Consider the following 2153-nt stretch of genomic DNA (forward strand, 5'->3'; position numbering starts at 1 on the left):
CGCGCACCGGCCTGAAGGGGTGTTTCGTCCCCCACCATCAGATGCTCCCAGATACATTCCGACAACCCCTCTGACGCTAAATTGGTTAAATACGCCAAAGCGTCTGCATCGGTTGAACGAGCATGCCTTATGTTCATACCATTGGCCCTCCCACTGCCCTATATATACAGTAAGAATAGCCACAAATTTCAATCTGGCTGGGCCATCAATAGGCTATTCCAAACAGCAGGTGTCGTATTATTCCTGCATGTCACGAAAGACGTGCCAATCCTGCTGCACACAGCGTGCATAGTGCGGTGCAACGGCTCTCAACAGTCGGACAAATGCTTTCTTCTCAGGTATCAGCTGATCACGCACAAACTCAACAAAAGAAGTTTCTGGTTCCTGCACACAGAATGAGCCCCTGGCGTGCTCACGGCCTAAAACCTCCCCCCAGATCGAGGCCATCACCAGATACTCATCCGCATCCAATTTGTGGGCAGGATAATCCTTCTTGAATGGAGACCGTTCTCGGACGGAGTAAAGCTGATCATGGATACTGAGCCACCCCAACCAACTGTCTGGATGCTCAGCTATTGCCCTATAGGCATCCGCATGTCGACGTCCTTCGTGGGTGAACGTTTCACGATACCAGTGTTGCTCTGACCTTGGCATAACTGCCACAGAGGCGGGTTCACGCTGCTGTTTAATATCCAGTATCACATGTTCATCAGCAGAGCGGCCTTCCATGAGTACATAGTAACGGTAGTTACCCAGTGATCCCGTCCCTGCCTGCGTACGACGCGCAATATCCAACACCCGAGGGATCTCCTCCGGCACCGGTATACGCGTCTGATGATAGACGTCCACCGCAGATTTGATCGCCAGAAAGAGAGCGTCATCCACGGTTTCCAGTTTCTCATGCTGATAGTCGAAGTGACGAAAATCTCCGGCGGTCCATTTGCTTAACATCTGCTGCCGGGTATTTTTCTCATGCACTTTCTGCAGAAACTTGCGAATCGGTTTTGGCGCAGTTTCCATGCGAACAGCGGGGCACTCTGGTCCCGCATCGGCGACGGTGTGCAGATAAGTAGTACCTAGCTTCTTAACGGCTTTATCCACCAGCTGATCATTGCAGAAATCACGTTCCTGCAGATCCAGCACCATACTCGCCGCCAGACGCCACAGATCAAACTGAAAGTCAGCCACCACCGCATCATCGAAGTCATCCATCCCAAAATAGATACGGTTTTGGTGATCATGTAAGGCACCAAAATTGTAGATGTGGGCATCGCCTTGCAGCCAGATCTGGCTTTCAGGGCGACCGCCAAACAGAGATATACGCCAATCACGTGAAACGTCGTGCCAGTACAGATGACTGCTGCCGCGAAAGAAGATAAACGGTGACTGCACCATCTTCTCAAACTTCAGAGCCAAATCAGTTTCTGGAAGCCCTGCGTTAAATCGTTCAATTTGCTCCCTTACCTGCACCGCCCGTGTATGGAGTACCTTCATCGATCCGTCCTTATCGTTTCACCGTGCCTGTTACTTTCACACTGACAATAAAAAAGCCTGAATGCAACGCAAACAGGCTTTTCCAGAGACTTCAGAGTCGGGCTAAATCAGAGTTTAAACTTCTGTACCAATACATTCAGCTCATGAATTTCACGACGAATCTCTTCGGTCGACTGAACAACACGTTGTGTGTCATCTTTAGTTTCCCCTGCAACGTTAGACACATTCACCAAACGCTGATCAATATCACCGGCCACTGCACTTTGCTCCTCAGCCGCCGTCGATATCATGGTATTCATAGATGAAATCGTTTCAGTCGAGCCAATAATACCTTGAAGCGCTGCAGCGCCAGCCTGAGACAACTCGTTACTCTCAACCGCTAACTGAGTACTTTTCTTCATCGCTGACACCGCAGTCTGTGACTGTGTCTGTAAACGTTCAACGATATCCTGAATCTGATGGGTTGATTGCTGAGTACGTTGCGCCAGCGTACGGACTTCATCCGCTACAACGGCAAAACCGCGCCCCTGGTCTCCTGCTCGCGCCGCTTCGATCGCTGCATTCAAGGCCAGTAGATTGGTCTGTTCAGCAATATCATTGATCACCGAAGTAACCTGATCAACAGCCTGAGTTTCAGTTTCCAGCTGCAACAACATCTC

Annotated in this window: 2 protein-coding genes; both read right to left on the bottom strand. The window is 50.2% G+C overall.

What is annotated here, in order from left to right; all coding sequences use genetic code 11:
* Positions 1-237: 237 nt before the first annotated feature.
* Entirely contained in the window at positions 238-1494 is a 1257-nt protein-coding gene (locus ABYW01_RS20085) for a DUF2252 family protein (protein ID WP_372836213.1), read from the bottom strand.
* 107 nt (positions 1495-1601) lie between these two features.
* The coding region (locus tag ABYW01_RS20090; RefSeq protein WP_372836215.1) for a methyl-accepting chemotaxis protein at positions 1602-2153 on the bottom strand (552 nt) is incomplete at its 5' end.

The sequence above is a fragment of the Pontibacterium sp. genome, from assembly GCF_041587635.1.
In the GTDB taxonomy this organism is placed as follows: domain Bacteria; phylum Pseudomonadota; class Gammaproteobacteria; order Pseudomonadales; family Balneatricaceae; genus Pontibacterium.

What these genes read in the sequence shown, in the direction of transcription:
- ABYW01_RS20085 (WP_372836213.1), bottom strand. Translation starts at nt 1,494, where the DNA reads ATGAAGGTACTCCATACACGGGCGGTGCAGGTAAGGGAGCAAATTGAA.